14 protein-coding genes are annotated in these 14874 nt (G+C 72.6%); 10 read left to right on the top strand and 4 right to left on the bottom strand.

The genetic code is table 11. The features are described 5' to 3' along the window. The first annotated feature begins 30 nt into the window (after positions 1-30). Positions 31-3147, top strand: coding sequence for an AfsR/SARP family transcriptional regulator (locus WA640_RS03625; RefSeq protein ID WP_335986114.1), 3117 nt, complete (start codon positions 31-33; stop codon positions 3145-3147). 23 nt (positions 3148-3170) lie between these two features. Further along, entirely contained in the window at positions 3171-3620 is a 450-nt protein-coding gene (locus tag WA640_RS03620; RefSeq protein ID WP_335986113.1) for a DUF2269 family protein, read from the top strand. A gap of 10 nt (positions 3621-3630) precedes the next feature. On the opposite strand, the gene WA640_RS03615 is transcribed toward WA640_RS03620, so the two are convergent. Together WA640_RS03615 and mca are read right to left on the bottom strand one after the other, a co-directional pair. Continuing rightward, the gene (locus WA640_RS03615) at positions 3631-4215 is read right to left on the bottom strand and encodes a YqgE/AlgH family protein (protein WP_106361811.1); all 585 of its coding nucleotides are present in this window, start codon (positions 4213-4215) and stop codon (positions 3631-3633) included. A gap of 263 nt (positions 4216-4478) precedes the next feature. Further along, a complete protein-coding gene (gene mca, locus WA640_RS03610) occupies positions 4479-5330 on the bottom strand; it encodes a mycothiol conjugate amidase Mca (RefSeq protein WP_342761185.1) in 852 nt (283 codons plus the stop codon). Between the two features lie 208 nt (positions 5331-5538). Here mca and WA640_RS03605 point away from each other — a divergent pair, with 208 nt between their 5' ends. Then, entirely contained in the window at positions 5539-5982 is a 444-nt protein-coding gene (locus WA640_RS03605) for a DUF4307 domain-containing protein (RefSeq protein WP_335986112.1), read from the top strand. 132 nt (positions 5983-6114) lie between these two features. Further along, positions 6115-6609, top strand: a complete 495-nt coding sequence (gene greA / locus WA640_RS03600) for a transcription elongation factor GreA (RefSeq protein WP_335986111.1) — start codon at positions 6115-6117, stop codon at positions 6607-6609. Between the two features lie 54 nt (positions 6610-6663). Here the strand turns inward: greA and WA640_RS03595 are convergent, their stop codons facing one another. Further along, positions 6664-7941, bottom strand: a complete 1278-nt coding sequence (locus WA640_RS03595; RefSeq protein ID WP_335986109.1) for an ABC transporter ATP-binding protein — start codon at positions 7939-7941, stop codon at positions 6664-6666. Positions 7942-8308: 367 nt separating this feature from the next. Between WA640_RS03595 and ilvA the strand changes: the two genes are divergently transcribed. The 5 genes from ilvA (at position 8309) to WA640_RS03570 (ending at position 11764) form a co-directional block, all read left to right on the top strand. Continuing rightward, positions 8309-9523, top strand: coding sequence for a threonine ammonia-lyase (gene ilvA / locus WA640_RS03590; protein WP_106361816.1), 1215 nt, complete (start codon positions 8309-8311; stop codon positions 9521-9523). 3 nt (positions 9524-9526) lie between these two features. After that, positions 9527-10216 (top strand): uracil-DNA glycosylase, encoded by a 690-nt coding sequence (locus tag WA640_RS03585; RefSeq protein WP_335986106.1) that lies wholly within the window; start codon positions 9527-9529, stop codon positions 10214-10216. A 22-nt stretch (positions 10217-10238) separates the two neighbouring features. Continuing rightward, positions 10239-10460 carry a hypothetical protein gene (locus WA640_RS03580; RefSeq protein WP_106361818.1) on the top strand — a complete coding sequence of 74 codons (222 nt, stop codon included), beginning with the start codon at positions 10239-10241 and terminating at the stop codon, positions 10458-10460. A gap of 8 nt (positions 10461-10468) precedes the next feature. Continuing rightward, entirely contained in the window at positions 10469-10750 is a 282-nt protein-coding gene (locus tag WA640_RS03575; RefSeq protein WP_106361819.1) for a hypothetical protein, read from the top strand. Between the two features lie 246 nt (positions 10751-10996). After that, positions 10997-11764, top strand: coding sequence for an alpha/beta hydrolase (locus WA640_RS03570; protein WP_442904680.1), 768 nt, complete (start codon positions 10997-10999; stop codon positions 11762-11764). 286 nt (positions 11765-12050) lie between these two features. Here the strand turns inward: WA640_RS03570 and WA640_RS03565 are convergent, their stop codons facing one another. Continuing rightward, positions 12051-13358 (bottom strand): protein kinase domain-containing protein, encoded by a 1308-nt coding sequence (locus WA640_RS03565; protein ID WP_106361821.1) that lies wholly within the window; start codon positions 13356-13358, stop codon positions 12051-12053. A 338-nt stretch (positions 13359-13696) separates the two neighbouring features. Here WA640_RS03565 and chvE point away from each other — a divergent pair, with 338 nt between their 5' ends. Beyond that, the gene (gene chvE, locus WA640_RS03560; protein WP_335986100.1) at positions 13697-14785 is read left to right on the top strand and encodes a multiple monosaccharide ABC transporter substrate-binding protein; all 1089 of its coding nucleotides are present in this window, start codon (positions 13697-13699) and stop codon (positions 14783-14785) included. Positions 14786-14874: the final 89 nt, after the last annotated feature.

The raw sequence follows: 14874 nt of genomic DNA, 5'->3' as shown, positions 1-14874 counted from the left end.
CCCTGCGGGAGGCTCGGTTAGCCTGGTCCCATGCCAGACACGGGCGCGCTCCGGTTCGGCGTCCTCGGTCCCCTCGAAGCGTCGCGCGGCGCGGCGCCCCTGCCGCTGCGCGGACCGCTCCAGCGGCGGCTGCTCGCGGCCCTCCTCGCCGGATCGGGCCCCGTCTCGGCCGACGCGCTCACCGACGCGATCTGGGATGTCCCGCCCCGCGACGCCCGCAACGCCCTCCTCGTGACCCTCCACCGCCTCCGCCGCACCATCGGCGAACCCGAACGGATCGTCCACGGCCCCAACGGATACCGCATCCGCGTCACCGCGGAGGACTTCGACGCCGCCGCGTTCGCCGCCGCCGTCGCAGCCGCGCGGGAGGAGCGCGCCGCGGGCCGCCTCGACCCCGCCGCCGACGCCTACACCCGGGCCGCGGCGCTGTGGCGCGGCGACGCCTACGCCGACGTCGCCGACACCGGCCTCATCCGCGCCGAAGCCGACCGCCTCGGCGAGGAGCGGCTCCTCGCCGCCCAGGAACTCCACGAAGTGCGCCTCGACCTCGGCCTCCACGACGCGGCAGCCGCCGGACTCGAAGCGCTCGCCCGCGCCCACCCGTTCCGCGAGCGCCTCACCGCCCTGCGCATGCTCGCCCTCCACCGCGCCGGACGCCGCGCGGAGGCCCTCCAGGTCTACCGCGAGGCCCGCGCCGCCCTCGGCGGCGAGCTCGGCATCGACCCCGGACCGCTCCTCCAGCGCCTCCACGAAGCGGTCCTCCGCGACGACGAGCGCCTCGACGTGGTCGCCGCCGGAACGCTCGACGGACCCTGGACCCCGAACGCCCGCAAGCGGATCGACACCGCCCGGCCCGTCCCCCGCGAACTGCCGCCCGAGGCCCCCGGATTCACCGGCCGCGCGACCGAACTCCGCGACCTCGAATCCGCCCGCCTCGGAAGCGACGACGACGGCATCCCGCCCGCGCCGCTCATCGTCCTCTCCGGCATGGCCGGGGTCGGCAAGACCGCGACCGCCGTCCACTGGGCCCGCCGCATCGCCGCCGACTACCCCGACGGGCAGCTCTTCCTCAACCTCCGCGGCCACACCGCGCTCCCCGAGCTCGAACCGGCCGAAGCCCTCGCGGCCCTCCTGCGGTCCCTCGGCCTCACCGGCGACCAAGTGCCCGCCGACCCCGACGAGGCCGCCGCCCGGCTGCGCACCGCGACCGCCGGACGCCGGCTCCTCGTCCTCCTCGACAACGCCGGGTCCGCCGCACAGGTCGGCCCCCTCCTCCCCGCCGGACCCGGCTCGCTCGTGATCGCCACCAGCCGCGACCGCCTCGCCGACCTCGCCCGCCACGGCGCCCACCGCCTCGACCTCGCGCCCCTCACCCCCGCCGAGGCCACCGGACTCCTCAAGTCCCTCATGCGGATCCCCCGCTCCGCCGACCGCCCGGACCTCGCCGACCTCGCCCGGGCCGCCGGGTACCTGCCGCTCGCGCTGCGCCTCGCCGCCGCCAACACCGACCGCCCCGACGCGCCCGCCGAAGGCGTCCAGGCGGTGTTCGACGGCTCCTACCGGGCCCTGCCCGAGGACGCCCGCCGCGTCCTGCGCCTCCTCGGCGCCGTCCCCCTCCGCTCCCTCTCACCCGCGGCCGCGGGCGTCGTCGCCGGACTCGCACCGGCCGCCGCCGCGGCCGCCGTCGAACGACTCGTCCACGCCCACATGGCGAACCGCGACGCCCGCGGCCGGCTCGTCCTCCACGACCTCATCCGCGACTACGCGGGCGGCCTCACCGCCGAGGCCGAATACACCGAGGCCCTCGACCGCCTCCTCGACTGGTACCTCGACTCGGCCGACGCGGCCTGCCGCAGCCGCTACCCCGACTACGCCCGCCTGCCCGACCCCGCCCGGACCGCGCCGCTCGACGCCGCGCGGGCCGAGCTCTGGCTCGACGGCGAGCGGGAGAACCTCGTCGCCGTCGCCCGCCACGCCGCCGAGCGCGGCCGCGGCACCGCGGCCTGGCGCCTCGCCGACGCCCTCCGCGGCCACGGCTGGACCACGATGCCCGCCGCCGACTTCCTCGCCCTCGGACAGGCCGCCCTCCAGGGGGCGCGCGCCGAAAGGAGCCTCGCAGGAGAGGCCGCCGCGGAACTGTGCATGTCCACCGCGTACATCAAGTCCCGCGACTTCGCCGACGCCGCCCGCCACGCCGGACGCGCCGCCGACCGCGCCCGCCGCCTCGGCTGGGAATTCGGGGAGGCCTCCGCGCACCACAACAGCGCGCTCGCGTCCTGGAACGCCGGCAAGCTCGCCGACGCCCTCCGCCACGGCGAGGCCGCGCTCGCGATGAACCGCGCCTCCGGCCGGATCCGCGCGGCCGCCGTCAACCTCGGGGCCCTCGGCGTCGTCCGCGGCGACCTGGGGGAGCTGCACGCCGCGCACCGCCTCCAGACCGAGGCGCTCGCGCTCGCCGAGGAGGCCGGCGACGCCGCGCTGGCGGCCTCGCAACGGCGCGACCTCGCCGCCACCGGGATCGCGCTCGGCGACATCGACTCCGCCGAACGGCACCTGCACCGGGTCGTGGCGTACGAGGTCGACACGGGCGCGCGTGATCTCGGCGGTGCGACCGCGGCGTCCCTCGCGGTGCTGCACTCCGCGCAGGGGTGCCACGACGACGCGCTCGTTTACGCGGACATGGTGGTCCGCCAGGCAGACCTGCGGGGCGACCGGTTCAGCCGGGCCATCGGCCTGGTCGCGTCCGCGGCGGCGCTCAACGGGGCCGGCCGCCACGAGGAGGCGGTGGCCGCCGCCGCGCAAGTCCTCGGGCTCGCCCACGGCGACCTCGCGACCACCGGTATCGACGCCCTCGTCGAGCGGGCCGCCGGGCGGATCGCGCTCGGTGAGACCGCGGCCGCCGAGACCGACGCGGCGCTGGTCCTCGAACTCGCCGCAGCGGGCGGCTACCGGGTCGCGGAGGGCAAGGCGCTCAACCTCCTCGCCGACGTGCGCCTGCGCCGCGGCGAGACCGGGGAGGCCCGCGCCCTCGCCGCGCGTGCCGCCGACATCCACCGCTCCTGCGGCCACCGCGCCGGTGAATCGCGGTCGCTGCGGATCCTGGAGGCGGCCGCCCGCGACGGCGCCGCGATTCGCCCGCTCGACTAGGGATATGTCCTTAAGATCACACTATGCACACGTTGTTGGTGGTCCTGCACGTGCTGGCGGTGGTGGTCTGCGTCGGCCCGGCCATGCTGCTGCCGTGGCTGGGCGAGCGCGCCCTGCGCGAGCGCGACGGCGATCGCGTGCACCAGGCCGGGCGCCGCACCATGCTGTACAACGCGCTGACCCTGGTCGCGGCCCTGTTCGGGGTGCTCGCGACCGCCACGAGCGACCGCTACTCCTTCGCCGACGCGTGGCTCATCATCGCCTCGACCCTCTACGTGGTCGCGGTGGTCAACGGCGCGGCCGTCATCCCCGCGGTGCTCGCGCGGATCGGCAAGGAGCTCCAGGACGCGCACGGGGTCATGGACGGGGAGCTGCTGGAGCAGCACCGGGGGCGCCTTTTGGCCCTGTCGGGCCTGAACCTCGTCTTCTACACCGCCGTCGTCATCCTCATGGCCTGGCGGCCCGGCGCCTAGCTCACGGTGTCTAGTTCATCGACGGGTCGGACGGGTAGTGCGCGACCGCGGACAGCATGCCGCCCTGCCGCTTCCACACCATCGACCACAGGTCCTCGGGGCTCGCGGAGAACGGGTCGGCGGGGAGGGCGTCGAAGACCATCCACGCGCCCGCCTCGATCTCGGACTCCAGCTGGCCCGGCGCCCATCCGGCGTACCCGGTGAAGACGCGCATGCCCTCCAGGAGCGGCGCGACCTCGTCGGGGTCCCGGGACAGGTCGAGGGTGCCGAGGCGCCCGAGCACGGGCCGGAACGCGTCGGAGAACGGCGCGTCCGCCTTGCGCCAGCCCAGGCCGATCGCGGCGTCCGGCTGGACCGGCCCGCCCTCGAACAGGACCGCGGGGTGACCGGCGAGCACGGCCCACTGGTCGAGGTAGTGGGCGACCTTCCGCTCGGTGGCGCGGTTGAGGACCACGCCGAGCACGCCGTCGGACTCGTGCCCGACGCCGATGACGACGGTGCGGTCGAAGTTCGGGTCCTGAAGACTCGGCGTGGCGACGAGGAGACTGCCCACGAACGACCTCGTCCGCGCCGGCGTCGTCTCACGGCTGACCATGGCTCCACCTCCGTTCTGCGCCCGCTTCGGCGAGGAGTGCTCGGGGTCCTGGGTGCGGCCCGGTTTCACCCGCACGGTAACCCGCGGGAGCGCGCTTGCAGCAAGGTTCTCGCACTTTCCGGAGAATTACACCGTGGTGTCGGGAGCCCGACAGTTGTTTCCTCACTGAGGGTGCGCAGGAGGGGACGATCCGCCGTCGGAGGCGCCGTCGCAAGTGGAAGAAGGGGCCCCAGGTTCCCCTGGGGCCCATGTGATGTCAGTGGCTACCGGAGTCCGGCGAAGAGGTCGTCCTCGGGGAGGCGCGTGTCGATGCGGGACTCGACGAGCTCGTAGTCCTCGGTCGGCCAGGCCTTCTCCTGGATCGCGCGCGGCACGGCGAACCAGAACCCGTCCGGGTCGACCTGGGTCGCGTGGGCCTTCAGGGCCGCGTCGCGGATCTCGAAGTACTCGGCGCACTCGACGCGGGTGGTCACCCGCTCGCTCTTGTCGCGGGTCCAGTCGCCGGCGTCCATCCAGTCCTTGTACGGCGACTCCAGCCCCGCGTCGACCATCGCGTAGTGCAGGGCCTCGATGCGCGCCTTGCCGAAGCCGTGGTTGTAGTACAGCTTCAGCGGCTGCCACGGCTCGCCGCGGTCGACGTACTTCGCGGGGTCCCCGGCGGCGGCGAAGGCCGCGACGGAGATCTCGTGGGTCTTGACGTGGTCGGGGTGCGGGTAGCCGCCCTCCTCGTCGTACGTGGTGACGACGTGGGGCTTGAACGAGCGCATGACCTCGACGAGCGGCGCGGCGGCCTGCTCGGTGGGCACCAGGTAGAACGCGTCCTGGGGGAGGTCGATCCCGGAGTCGGGGAGCCACCCGTCGGGGAGCCCGGAGTCGGTGAAGCCGAGCCAGTGCTGCTGCACGCCGAGGATCTCGCGGGCGCGGGCCATCTCCTCGCTGCGCACGCGCGGGAGGTTCTCCTGGATCTCGGGGCGGTCCATCTTCGGGTTGAGGACGTCGCCGCGCTCGCCCCCGGTGCAGGTGACCACCAGGACCTCGATGCCTTCGCGCACGTAGCGCGCCATAGTGCCCGCGCCCTTGCTCGACTCGTCGTCGGGGTGGGCGTGCACGCACATCAGGCGCAGGGTGCTTCGGTTCGTCACAGCAGTCGACCTCGCTGGCTGGGAGACAGGGATCCTCGTCGCTCGGACCGACTCGCGCACCGCGGTAGTTGTCGGCTCCGGCATTCTGTGCAACGATACTCGATAATCAATGCTTCCCGGTTTCTCCCGGAATCCGGACTCCCGGCGGCGAAGCCGCTGATCGCGAAGGAAAGCCGCGCCAATGACTGAGACGCAGACCACGGACGGACGCGTGCCTGATACGGCCCACGTGTCCTTCCCCGACGGTCGCTACGGTCGGCGCCGCCAACCCGCCAGGCGCCGCCCGGCGCTGACCGCGGCCCTCACGGCCGGGGTCGTCGTCGCGGGCGTCGCCGCCGCGTGGCTCCTCATGGAGTCCTACGGCCAGGACGAGGTCTCCGAGCGCCTCCTCGCCTACGACGACTCCGTCGCTGGCCAGGTCGCCGTCACGTTCGAGGTCTACAAGCCGGCCGGCGAGGGCGCCGTGTGCGCCGTCCGGTCCCGCGACCTCGCCGGAGCCGAGATCGGCTACGCCGAAGTGGAGGTCCCGGCGGACGACTCCACCCGCGTGGAGATGACCTACGTCCTCCCGGTGGAGGGCGACGCCAACACCGGTGAAGTACTGAGGTGCTGGCAGGCCGACTGAGCACAGACTTCCGGCCCGTCGCACCGCATTCCGGTCGGCGGGCCTTTCGCTATCCGGGGCCCGCGCTCGGCACGCGGCGCGCTGAGGCGGGACCCGCAACACGGATCGCACTAATCGGAGGATTGAGAACACATGGCTACCGACGCTAACCAGGGCACCTGGCTGACCCAGGAGGCCTACGACCGCCTCAAGGACGAGCTGGACGAGCTCATTGCGAACCGCCCCTTGATGGCCGCGGAGATCAACGCCCGCCGCGAGGAGGGCGACCTCAAGGAGAACGGCGGCTACCACGCCGCCCGCGACGAGCAGGGCAAGCAGGAGGGGCGCATCCGCCAGCTCGAAGACCTGCTGCGCAACGCGAAGGTGGGCGAGGCGAAGGACTCCGACGAGATCCAGATCGGCACCGTCGTCACCATCGCGTTCGACGGCGACCCCGACGACACCGAGAAGTTCCTCCTCGGCTCCCGCGAGATCGCCGCGACCACGGACCTCACCGTGTACAGCCCGGACTCCGCGCTCGGCGCGGCGATCCTGGGCCACAAGATCGGCGACACCGTCGTCTACAAGACCCCCAAGGAGATCGAGATCTCCGTCAAGATCATCGAGGCCGAGAAGTTCCTCGGTTAGCGCTGCGCGCGAAGGGGGCCCGCCGCGGCGGGCCCCCTTCGGCGTGCGCGGGGCCTAGGCCCGCTGGGTCCAGCCGACGTCGATCCGCTTGCCGTACTTGTCGAAGTAGTGCAGCGCGTCCATGTGGACGGCGACGGTGATCGGCTGCCCGGCGGACACCGGGATGTGCGGGGGGAGGCGGAACACGAGGTCCGCGGGCTTGCGGATGGGGCCCGAGTCGGTGTCGCCGCGGCGCTCGGCCGGGGCCTGCCCGAAGCCGGAGAACAGGCCGCCGAGGCGCCGGCGCGGCTTGGAGCCCGAGCGCGCCAGGTCCGGCTTGTCGCCGATGCCGTCGGGGACGACCGCGGTCGCGCCGATGTCGAGGAACACGAGCGTCTCGTGGCCGTGGTGCTCGTAGAAGCGGACGCGGCCCTGGATCGACTGGCCCGGGTGGCCCTCGGCGACCGGCGCGAGCGCCTCCGCGCGCATGCCGACCACGATGTTCTCGCCGTGGTAGCGGGCGACGGCGCGCCCGCGCAGGTCGTGCCAGGGCAGGCGCAGCTCCTGGTCGCCGAAGTCGAGCGCCACGTACCGGTCGAGGAAGACGTTCACGCGCGCTTCGAGGAGGTTCATGCGCGGGGTGCCCAGGAACGCCGCGACGTACATGGTCGCGGGCCGCTCGTACACCTCGTCGGGGGTGCCGACGTCCTGGAGGACGCCCTTGCGCATGACCGCGACCCGGTCGGCCATCGTCAGGGCCTCGGTCTGGTCGTGCGTGACGTACAGCGTCGTCGCGTCGTGGCGGCGCACGAGCGAGGAGATCTCCGTGCGCAGCTCCGCGCGCAGGCCCACGTCCAGGTTGGACAGCGGCTCGTCCATGAGGAACAGCTTCGGGCGCCGCACCAGGGCCCGGCCCATCGCCACGCGCTGCTGCTGGCCGCCGGAGAGCTGGTTCGGCTTGCGGTCCACCAGGTCCGAGATGCCCAGTGCCCCGGCCATGTCGCCGACGGCGTCGGGCACGGACTGGGCGCCGTTCTGCCTGCCGAGCTTGAGGGGGAACCCGATGTTGTCGCCGACGGTCATGTGCGGGTAGAGCGCGAAGGTCTGGAAGATCATGGCGGCGTTGCGCTCACGCGGGGGCAGGTCGTTCGCGTACTCGCCGTCCAGGAGGATCTCGCCGTCGGAGGGCGTCTCCAGGCCGGCCACCATGCGGAGCACCGTGGACTTGCCGCAGCCGGAGGGGCCGAGCAGGACGAGGAACTCGCCGTGGTTGACCTCCATGCTCAGCGAGTCCACGGCCAGGGTGTCGCCGGGGAACACCTTCGACACGTTCTTCAGCGTGACAGCAGTCACCGTTGACTCCAGGGGTTCAAGGGGATGGACAGGTGGTGGTCGGGCGGCGGCGCTGGGCGGGCGGTGGCCGGTATGTGTCCCGCGAGCTGCGCCACGGTTACGGGCTGACTGTTCGTAGCTTAAGCCTTCCGGTCTCTTTGGGTAACGGGGGTCACCCGCTGTTTCAGAAGTCCGGCGCGTCAGGTGCGCACCGATTCGCCCCGGGTGCGACCTGCCGTTTCGATGGGCGGAATGCAGCCGCCCACGGAGGTGCGGAATCGACAAATCGGTCGCTGGCAACCGTTATCGGGGCGTTCTGGAGAAGCGCGGAACCGGCCCCGGAACGGCGGGCGGGCACCGTGCGCACCGCGGGCACTACGATCGAGGCGTGACGGAACTCGTGACCCTGGCCGACGTCCGCGACGCCGCGGACGCGCTCGCCGGCATCGTCCGGCGCACCCCGCTGGAACCCTCCCGCGACCCCGTCCTCGACGGGGTCCACCTCAAGTGCGAGAACCTCCAGCGGGCCGGGTCGTTCAAGATCCGCGGCGCCTACATGCGCGTCTCGGGCCTCAGCGACGAGGAGCGCCGCCACGGCGTCGTCGCCGCCTCCGCGGGCAACCACGCCCAGGGGGTCGCGCTCGCCGCCTCCACCCTCGGCATCCGCTCCACCGTGTTCATGCCCGAGGCCGCGCCGCTCCCGAAAGTGGCCGCCACCAAGGGATACGGCGCCGACGTCATCCTCGGCGGCCTCACCGTGGACGACGCCCTCGAATCCGCGCACCGCTTCGCCGACGAGACTGGCGCGACCCTCATCCACCCCTTCGACCACCGCGACATCGTCGCCGGGCAGGGGACCATCGCGCTGGAGATCCTCGACCAGCTCCCCGAGACGGCCACCATCGTCACCTCCGTCGGCGGCGGCGGGCTCATCGCCGGGATCGCCGCCGCGGCCAAGCAGCTCAAGCCGGGCATACGCATCGTCGGCGTGCAGGCCGAAGGCGCCGCCGCCTACCCGACCTCCCTCGCCGCGGGCCGCCCCGTCAAGCTCGACAAGATGCACACCATCGCCGACGGGATCGCGGTCGGGCGCCCCGGCGACGTCCCCTTCGCGCACGTCGCCTCGCTCGTCGACGAGATCGTCACCGTCACCGAGGAGGACATCAGCCGCGCGCTCCTGTCGCTCCTCGAACGCAACAAGCTCGTCGTCGAGCCCGCCGGGGCCACCGCCTACGCCGCGCTCCTCAACTACTCCGTGGCCTACGACGAGCCGTGCGTCGCGGTCCTCTCCGGCGGCAACATCGACCCGCTGCTGCTGATGCGCCTCATCGAACACGGCCTCGGCGCCTCGGGCCGCTTCATGCGCGCGAGCCTGCGCTGCGCCGACCGCCCCGGCGCCCTCGCCACCGTCCTCAGACTCGTGGGCCGCTACGGCGGCAACATCGTCGACGTCTACCACCAGCGCTCCGACCCGCGCCTGAGCGTCGGCGAAGTCTCCGTCGACCTCTCGATCGAGACCCGCGGTTCCGAACACGCGACCGAAATCGTTGCGGCCCTGCGCGACGCGGGGTACTTCGTGTCGGTGGAGGGTCCTAGCATCTGAGGCATGACGAAAACTCTGGACGAACTCATGGAACCGGGCTGGGCCAAGGCCCTCGCCCCCGTCGCCGACGACGTCGCCAAAATGGGCGAGTTCCTGCGCAACGAAGTCGCCGAAGGCCGCAAGTACCTGCCGGCCTCCGAGCACATCCTCCGGGCGTTCCAGCAGCCCTTCGACGACGTCAAGGTCATCATCGTCGGCCAGGACCCCTACCCGACCCCCGGGCACGCCATCGGCCTGTCCTTCGCCGTCGCCCCCGACGTGCGCCCCCTGCCCAAGAGCCTCGTCAACATCTTCAACGAGTACCGCGACGACCTGGGCCACCCGCTCCCCGCCAACGGCGACCTCACTCCCTGGGCCGACCAGGGCGTGCTGCTGCTCAACCGGTCCCTGTCCGTCGCGCCCGGCACGCCCGCCTCGCACCGCGGCAAGGGCTGGGAGGCCGTCACCGAGCAGGCGATCCGCGCCCTCGCCGAGCGCGGCGGCCCCGCCGTGGCCGTCCTCTGGGGCGCCGACGCCCGCAAGCTCAAGGACCTCCTCGGCCCGATCCCCTCGATCGAGTCCGCGCACCCGTCGCCGCTGAGCGCCCGCCGCGGCTTCTTCGGCTCCAAGCCCTTCAGCCGCGTCAACGCGCTCCTCGCCGAGCAGGGCGGTGAGCCGGTCGACTGGCGCCTCCCGGCGCTGAACGAGGCCTGAGCGGCCGGGATACGGTTGCAGGGTGATCGAGATCCTGGCGCAAGAGTTCGGCCCGGAGCGCGACCAGGCGATGGCCGGTCCGCTCGGGGCGTTCGTGACGGTCTTCCTCCTCGTGACGATCATCTTCCTGATCAGGGGGATGAACAAGCACGTGCGGCGCTCGAACGCGCGCTTCGAGCGCGAGGCCGCCGCCGCTGAGGCCGCGACGGCGACGGCGACCGAAGACGACGCCAAACCCGCCTAGGCCCTGCCGTGCCCCGAAAGAACCGCCGCCGGGACGAACCCCGGCGGCCGACCTCCGGCGCCCAGGACCCGAGCCTCGTCGACGGTCCCGGCGGGCCCGTCCGCGTGCGCCGCATCCCCGGCGCGGGCGCCGAGAAGGTCTACCGGTGCCCCGGCTGCGACCTTGAGATCCAGCCGGGCACACCGCATGTCGTCGCGTGGGCCGACGACGGCGACGGCGACGACCGCCGCCACTGGCACACCGGCTGCTGGAACGCCCGCGACCGCCGCAGGCCCGGCCGCTGGCGCTGAGCGGCCAGCACTGAGCCGCCGGCGCTGAGCCCTCCGACGCGGCGGGCGGCCCCGATCGGGTGACACCGCGGCCGCGGGGGCCGGTTCCTGTCGGACCCCGGCGTGAATCTGGGACCGACCGTTCCCCGGGTGGGTGGGGGGTAGGGACGGCGGGAACCAACGTAGCGAGGGGTGCGACACAGCGGGTGGCCCCGCACCCGCGCTGCCGGGGATAATTCCGGCGTGGCTGTCATCAGATCCGCGAGCATGCTCCCCGCCAGACGCGAGGCGCTCACGCTCCACACCGCCGACGGGCTCGAACTCGTCGGCGAACTCGCCCTGCCCGCCGACCGCGAGCCCGAGGCGACCATCGTGTGCGTCCACCCGCTGCCCACCCACGGCGGCATGATGGACTCGCACGTCTTCCGCAAGGCCGCCTGGCGGCTCCCCGCACTGGCCGACATGGCGGTGCTGCGCTTCAACACGCGCGGCACCGAGTCGCAGCAGGGGAAGAGCCAGGGCGCCTTCGACAACGGCGTGGGCGAGCGCTTCGACCTCGCCGCCGCGGTCGAGTACGCCGAGTTCGCGGAGCTGCCGCGGCTGTGGCTGGTGGGGTGGTCCTTCGGCACCGACCTGACCCTCAAGTACGGCCTGGAGCCCGGCGTCGAGGGCGCGGTGCTCCTCTCCCCGCCCCTGCGCTACTCCAAAGAGGACGACCTGGAGCGCTGGGCCGACGACGGCCGCCCGCTCCTCGCCCTCATCCCCGAGCAGGACGACTACCTCCAGTACCCGGAGGCCAAGCAGCGCTTCGCCGCAGTCCCGCAGGCCGAGGTCGTGGAGATCGCCGGCGGCGGCCACCTGTGGGTCGGCAAGGCCGAGGAGGCCTTGGACCGCATCGTGAACCGCATCCTCCCCGGCCGCGCCCCGCTGCCGACCACTTGGGACGGACCGATGGAGCGCGGCGACACCTCCGCCTACGCGGACAAGTCCGTGGCGGCATTCGGCGGCTTTCTTCCCAAACCCGAACGGGACTGACTCCGGCGCTCCACACGGGACCTGAAGCGGTCTTCAGGCGGCTTCAGGTCCCCTTCAGGTTCACCCCTGCACTATTGCCTCCACGCCCGGCGGACCGCCGGACGGAGCGAAGGAGGCACACGATGACGAACCCCGAATCAGCCCCGGCGCCGGACGGCCGGACGGGCCCCGGTCGGCATCGATCGGGTTGCGGGACTTCAGGTCCGGTCCCGCTCCGGGGCGGACGACCGAGCCGAGGTGCAGCGCGCCGGCCCCAAGCGACGGGGGCCCGGGCCCGCCGCCGGGCTCAGACGCATTCGAGGAATTCGACGATGCTGGGCGGCATCGCGGTGTCGGTGCAGCCGGTGACGGCCACGAGGTCCTCGCCCTCGATGCGCCAGACGCGGCGCTCGGTCGAGCCCTCGCCGTCGCCGCCCGACCCGCCCGGGTAATCCACTGTGGCCGCGACATAGCCGCCGCCGTCGGCGCACCAGCTCTCCACGACCTCGCCGTCGTCGAGCTGCTCGCTGATCCGCATGCCGAGCACGGCCGGGTCGGTGCAGACGGTCCCGGTGCTCTCGGGATTGGTGGCCGCGTAGGTCGCGAGGGCGGCGCCGCCCAGGAGCGCTCCCGTCAGGGCGATCCCCGCGGTCGCGGTGGCGATGGACCGCAGTCGCGGGCGCAGGCCCACCCGCTCGCGGCCGGGCCGGTAGGGCGCCAGCTCGGTCGAGGACGCCACGGTGACGGGGCGCAGCCCGCGGCGGGGGAGGAGGCCCGCGGCCACTGAGTCGGGGCGCAGGCCGGAGGCGACCGGCCCGCCGAGGGCGATGCGGGTGAGGTGCTCGCGGAAGACGTCGACGGTGGGGCGCCGCCGGGGGTCGGGGCTGAGGGCGGCCCCGATGAGGTCGGTGAGGTCCGAGTCCACGCCGGGGACGTGCGGCACCGGGGCGGCGCGCAGCAGCGGGTCGGCGGCGTCCTCGCGGGCGTGGCGCACCCACGGCAGCCGCCCGCCGAGGGCGGCGTAGAGCACGGTCGCGAGGGCGTACACGTCGCCCGCGGGGCTGGCGGCGACCTCGCCCGCGACGGCGGCGTCGAGGTGCTCGGGGGCGGTGTAGGGGGTGGGGGGGAGGGGGGCCGCCAGGACGGGGGCGGTGACGTCGTAGGCGGTGAGCTGGAGGTGGTGCCCGGAGCCGACAAGGATGTGCGAGGGCTGGATCGCGCCGTGGATGAGGCCCGCGCGGTGGTACACTGCGACGGCGTCGCTCAAGGCCACGCCGAGGGCGCGCACCTGCCCGGGGGGCATGGGCCCCTGCTCGGCGAGGAGGTCGGCGAGGGTGCGGCGCGCCGTGCCCACCGCGAGGTACGGGCGGCCGTTCTCGGTCAGGCCCACGGCCGCGCAGGGGGACAGATGGGGGTGGGCGGGGAGGCCGGTGAGCTTCGCGGCCCATTCGAGGAAGACTTCGCGCCGGGAGCCGTCGACGCGCTCATGCGCGACGGTCACGCACAGCAGCTCGGCGGGGTCGGCCGCGACGGTGCCGCCGAAGACGCTGCACACCGCGTCCCGGTGCAGTAAACGGTGGACGGCTGCGGGTCCGACGGTCTGGGTGCTCGACATCCTCACCTCCTCAGGGGGTCCGCTGATCGGTGTCGTGATTTGGCACTAAATGTGAGGCTATCCCATCCGATCGGTCGAGCGGTAGTCGGCCGTAGGGATGTGGCACGAAAGGGTGACCGAACCGGCACTCTCGGTCATATTCTGGAGCCCTGCCGGAGTCCGATGTGCCCTGTGATGAGGGTGTGTCGGAATTCGGTGAACTGGAAAAGCAACGATTCGGACACGAGACGCATCCGCTGTTGACGGTTGTGGAAAAACGTTGAACTATCGAATCCGTCTTGACCCCAGGGCGACGTCGGTCATGCCCCGGCACGCCCGGTACGAAGGAGTACTAACAGATGAACGTCAACCGACGCCACCTGCTTACCGGAACCGTCGGCGCGGCGGCGGTCGCCCTCGTCGCCTCCGCTTGCGCTTCCGAGGACGGCGACTCGGGCTCGGGCGCTGGCAAGAAGGTCGGCATCGCGATGCCCACGAAGACCTCCGAGCGCTGGATCCTCGACGGCGACAACCTGAAGGCCTCGTTCGAGGACCAGGGCTACGAGGTGAGCCTCCAGTACGCGAACGACGTGGCCGCCGACCAGGTCTCCCAGATCGAGACCATGGTGGGCCAGGGCGTCAACGTGCTGGTCATCGCCGCGATCGACAACAAGTCCCTGAACGGCGTCCTGGCCCAGGCGAAGGAGGCGGACGTCACCGTCATCGCCTACGACCGCCTCATCCTGGACACCCCGGACGTCGACTACTACACCAGCTTCGACAACACCAAGGTCGGGACGCTCCAGGGCACCTACATCGCCGAGAAGCTGGGCCTGACCGCGGGCGAGGCCGGTCCGTTCAACATCGAGCTCTTCGCGGGCGCGTTGACCGATAACAACACCAAGTACTTCTTCGGCGGGGCCATGGAGGTCCTCCAGCCCTACATCGACGGCGGCCAGCTCGTCGTGCTGTCGGGCCAGACCGACCTGGAGCAGGTGGCGACCGAGAACTGGGACGGCGCCGTCGCCCAGGACCGCATGGAGACCATCCTCACCTCCTTCTACACCGGCGACACGAAGGTCGACGCCGTGCTGGCGCCCTACGACGGCATCAGCCGCGGCATCATCGCCGCCCTCGACGGCGCCGGCTACACCACGATGCCGATCGTGACCGGCCAGGACGCCGAGGTCGACTCCGTGAAGTACATCATCGCGGGCACCCAGGCCATGACCGTCTACAAGGACACCCGCGAGCTCGCCGACGTCACCGTCGACATGGTCGTGGCCGTCCTCGACGGCAAGGACCCCGAGGTCAACGACACCGAGACCTACGACAACGGCGACCACGTCGTCCCGGCGTTCCTGCTGGAGCCGGTGAGCGTCGACGCGACGAACTACCAGGCCGAGCTGATCGACTCGGGCTACATCGACGAAGCCGACCTCGGCTAGTCGACCCGCAGACCCTTCCTCTCGGGGGCGCCCGCCCGCCTGGGCGCCCCCGAACCTCTCCCCAGAGCAGTCCAATTCTCCAAATAGGA

Origin of the sequence: Glycomyces sp. MUSA5-2 (assembly GCF_037034145.1) — a bacterium.
Lineage (GTDB): Bacteria > Actinomycetota > Actinomycetes > Mycobacteriales > Micromonosporaceae > Glycomyces > Glycomyces artemisiae.
The sequence above is the reverse complement of the archived record's forward strand: the minus strand, read 5'-3'. Positions and strand labels throughout refer to the sequence as shown.

Bases quoted from the DNA above. Each gene is read 5' to 3' on its own strand.
- WA640_RS03585 (WP_335986106.1), top strand. From the start codon at position 9,527: ATGACGAAAACTCTGGACGAACTCATGGAACCGGGCTGGGCCAAGGCC.
- WA640_RS03565 (WP_106361821.1), bottom strand. From the start codon at position 13,358: ATGTCGAGCACCCAGACCGTCGGACCCGCAGCCGTCCACCGTTTACTG.
- chvE (WP_335986100.1), top strand. From the start codon at position 13,697: ATGAACGTCAACCGACGCCACCTGCTTACCGGAACCGTCGGCGCGGCG.
- mca (WP_342761185.1), bottom strand. From the start codon at position 5,330: ATGTGCGTGCACGCCCACCCCGACGACGAGTCGAGCAAGGGCGCGGGC.
- WA640_RS03570 (WP_442904680.1), top strand. From the start codon at position 10,997: ATGCTCCCCGCCAGACGCGAGGCGCTCACGCTCCACACCGCCGACGGG.
- WA640_RS03620 (WP_335986113.1), top strand. From the start codon at position 3,171: ATGCACACGTTGTTGGTGGTCCTGCACGTGCTGGCGGTGGTGGTCTGC.
- WA640_RS03605 (WP_335986112.1), top strand. From the start codon at position 5,539: ATGACTGAGACGCAGACCACGGACGGACGCGTGCCTGATACGGCCCAC.
- WA640_RS03615 (WP_106361811.1), bottom strand. From the start codon at position 4,215: ATGGTCAGCCGTGAGACGACGCCGGCGCGGACGAGGTCGTTCGTGGGC.
- greA (WP_335986111.1), top strand. From the start codon at position 6,115: ATGGCTACCGACGCTAACCAGGGCACCTGGCTGACCCAGGAGGCCTAC.
- WA640_RS03625 (WP_335986114.1), top strand. From the start codon at position 31: ATGCCAGACACGGGCGCGCTCCGGTTCGGCGTCCTCGGTCCCCTCGAA.